Source organism: Caballeronia choica (assembly GCF_001544535.1).
Classification (GTDB): domain Bacteria; phylum Pseudomonadota; class Gammaproteobacteria; order Burkholderiales; family Burkholderiaceae; genus Caballeronia; species Caballeronia choica.
Window position 1 is genome coordinate 1 of record NZ_FCON02000350.1, and the last position, 2,886, is coordinate 2,886.

At 57.3% G+C, this 2,886-nt stretch carries 4 protein-coding genes; 2 read left to right on the plus strand and 2 right to left on the minus strand.

Annotated elements, in window-relative coordinates; translation table 11 throughout:
- Positions 1–337: 337 nt before the first annotated feature.
- Both AWB68_RS50460 and AWB68_RS50465 read right to left on the minus strand, forming a co-directional pair.
- Entirely contained in the window at positions 338–865 is a 528-nt protein-coding gene (locus AWB68_RS50460) for a substrate binding domain-containing protein (RefSeq protein ID WP_235028858.1), read from the minus strand.
- Positions 822–1,361 (minus strand): LysR family transcriptional regulator, encoded by a 540-nt coding sequence (locus AWB68_RS50465; RefSeq protein ID WP_327384427.1) that lies wholly within the window; start codon positions 1,359–1,361, stop codon positions 822–824. The genes AWB68_RS50460 and AWB68_RS50465 overlap by 44 nt, the downstream gene beginning before the upstream one ends.
- Before the next feature lie 22 nt (positions 1,362–1,383).
- On the opposite strand from AWB68_RS50465, the gene AWB68_RS43690 reads away from it, so the two are divergent.
- Together AWB68_RS43690 and AWB68_RS43695 are read left to right on the plus strand one after the other, a co-directional pair.
- A complete protein-coding gene (locus AWB68_RS43690) occupies positions 1,384–2,094 on the plus strand; it encodes an SDR family NAD(P)-dependent oxidoreductase (RefSeq protein WP_087650291.1) in 711 nt (236 codons plus the stop codon).
- A gap of 158 nt (positions 2,095–2,252) precedes the next feature.
- Positions 2,253–2,660, plus strand: a complete 408-nt coding sequence (locus AWB68_RS43695; protein WP_235028859.1) for a nuclear transport factor 2 family protein — start codon at positions 2,253–2,255, stop codon at positions 2,658–2,660.
- Positions 2,661–2,886 lie beyond the last annotated feature (226 nt).

The window sequence follows — 2,886 nt, forward strand, 5'->3', positions numbered from 1 at the left end:
GAAATGCTGGTCACGATGCCGGAATCACCGGTCACGATAATCCGGAATTACTGGTCACGCTCGCCCGGAATACGCACCCAGGACTGGCCGGCCGCAGCGGCGCGAGCTCCGGCAGCGTCCGCTTGGCTTTGCTATGCTTGCGCTCCGAGAGAGAGTGCCGTTGTGAGCAGGCTGTTCGAGGCCTAGGCGTCGTCGCTAGGCTCAAGATTCCTTCCTACGAGCGGCAGCACGCGACCCGTTGCCGACGGTCGCGCTTGAGGCGCTCCAGGGCAGGTAACCGAGCGGACCGGACATTCAAGCCGGCTCCCCGGCTACAGCAATCGGTCATTGCGAACCACTAGACCGAGATCGCTTTCAGTTCGTCGGCAAGATAGGCAACAAGCGCGCGGGCGGCCGGCCGGGCGGCACGGGCAGCTGGATAAACAGCATTGGCTTCAATTGGCTCGACCGCCCAGTCGGGCAACAAGCGGATGAGCCGACCATCGGACAGTTCGGCCCGGCACCCCCACAACCCAGTTGCCAGAATCCCAAGTCCGGAAACGGCCGCAGCTGTCGTCCCTTCGTTCAGGGAGATAGTCAGACGTCCTTCTCCGCGGATCGTGGCCCGGCGTCCACCCTTCTCAAAGGTCCATCCTCGCACTCCAGCACCCGGTGGGCCCTTGACGAAGCTGTGACCAGCCAGTTCGCCCGGCTCGGTCGGCATTCCCGTACCGGCCAGATAGTCAGGTGAGGCGACCAGTATCCGCGGGCAACGCCCAAGCATCGTTGACGTGGCATTCGAGTTCTTCAACGGTCCAAAGCGGAAAGCCACATCCATACCTTCAACGATCAGATCCTGCCCGGTCGTCGGCCATTCGCAGGTCAACGTGCAGTGCCGGATGCGCACTCATGAACCGTCCTATCCGCGGGATAACCTCTCGGACCCCGAAACTGCTCGACAAGGCAACGCGTAGATGGCCTCGCAGCTCCGTGGTTCCTCGCGCAGCGTCGTCTGCCTCATTTAGCGCGGAAAGAATCGCTTCAACGCGGGCGAGGTAATCGGTACCCGCTTCCGTCAGCTTAACGGCTCGCGTGCTTCTCACGAATAGCGCAGCACCGACATCCTCCTCAAGCTCGGAAATGCGCCGCGATGCCGACGGCTGGCTTAAGCCCAATTCCCGGCCAGCTTTGGTGAAACTTGATGTGTGGGCGACCCGTACGAACAACTGGAGGGTGGATAGCTTGTCATTCATTCGTAGAGAGAATAACTGAAAGTCGTCCAGCCATTCTACCGCTCTCAACGTAAATGAATCACTATTCGATCCAGGCGAGCACGAGGCGATAAACAGAGCCATCGACTCAATCGGCATCAAGCCAGTCATCTACGTTTTTCTGGAGTAAAGCATGAGCACGTCACAAAAGGTTGTTGTCGTTACCGGCGCATCGCAAGGCATTGGTGCCGACATTGTCAAGGCATTTCGTAAACTCGACTACCGCGTTGTTGCAACTTCGCGTTCGATCAAATCGTCAGAGAATCCGAACATCTTGACGGTTGCCGGCGATATCGGTGATCCGGCGGTCGCTCAACGTGTCATCTCCGAGGGCATCGCCAGGTTCGGCCAGATCGACACGCTGGTGAATAACGCCGGCATTTACATTGGCAAGCCTTTCACCGAAAACACCGCCGAAGACTACGCCGCTGTGATGAACGTAAATATGGCAGGCTTCTTTTACATCACGCAACTCGCCATCGCCGAAATGGAAAAGCATTCGAGCGGCCACGTGGTCAGCGTGACGGCCAGCATCGGTGACAATGCGATCAGCGGCATCTACTCGGTACTGGCAGCCTTGACGAAGGGTGGTGTGAACGCCGCCACGAAGTCCCTCGCGATTGAGTACGCCAAGAAAGGTATTCGCGTGAATGCGGTTGCGCCTGGAGTCATCAAGACCCCTATGCACCCGCCGGAATATCACGACATGCTCGATGCCCTTCATCCGCTCGGCCGCATGGGCGACACGAGCGATATCACCAATGCTGTCCTGTACCTTGATTCTGCACCGTTTGTGACGGGAGAAATCCTGCACGTCGACGGCGGCCAGAGTGCCGGCCGTTAGCCGAAGCATTATCAAGTGGATCGACGGCCTAGCGCGCCTGTGCGCGTTAAAGCCGCTCTGCGCGCAGATCCTGCTTGTCGGCCTCGTCGATCGTGAGACTGATGTGTATGAGCTGTTTGCTGCGAGGGAAATCAATAACCTTTATAGAGGTGACTAAAGTGGCATCTAGCGATATTCAGGAAATCAAGGCATTAAACGCAAAATACAACTTCTCGCTCGACGAGGGCAACGCCGATGCATGGGCAAGTTGCTTTACAGCCGATGGCGCCTTCCATGCTGCGATCAACGGGGCAAAACCAAAAGGCACCGAGCAACTGCAGGCGTTCGTTCCCACGTGCATCGAATCGTTCGGGACTATGTATCACCTCACGACCAACGAAATTATTTCGGTCGACGGCGAAAGTGCTCGTCAAAAGTGCTATCTGCAATTCTTCACGAAAAAGGACGGTACCCTTGACGGCTACATTTGCGTCTATGACGATTGGCTCAAGCGCGAGAAGGGCGATTGGAAGTACAGCCGTCGAGATGTGGCAACAAAAGACAAATTTACTCATCTGAAAGATTGACACAACACCCAACAAGCCAGGCGATCATCCACCAACGTGTCCCTCCGGGTTCTTGGCGTGTTGCCGATTTATAGAATCCGACCGGCCGCTTCCCGGTGCCAAGCAGTCGCTTCACCGTCCGATAGCTGAGCGCGGTGAACGACGCTTGTTGGCCGAGAGCACCAGTTCAGCAAACTTCCCGCCAGAGCTGGCGTGGGAGTCTTCAATGGCAACTTTCGGGGAGAGA

Coding starts and splice junctions, on each gene's coding strand:
- AWB68_RS43690 (WP_087650291.1), top strand. CDS start 1,384: ATGAGCACGTCACAAAAGGTTGTTGTCGTTACCGGCGCATCGCAAGGC.
- AWB68_RS50465 (WP_327384427.1), bottom strand. CDS start 1,361: ATGACTGGCTTGATGCCGATTGAGTCGATGGCTCTGTTTATCGCCTCG.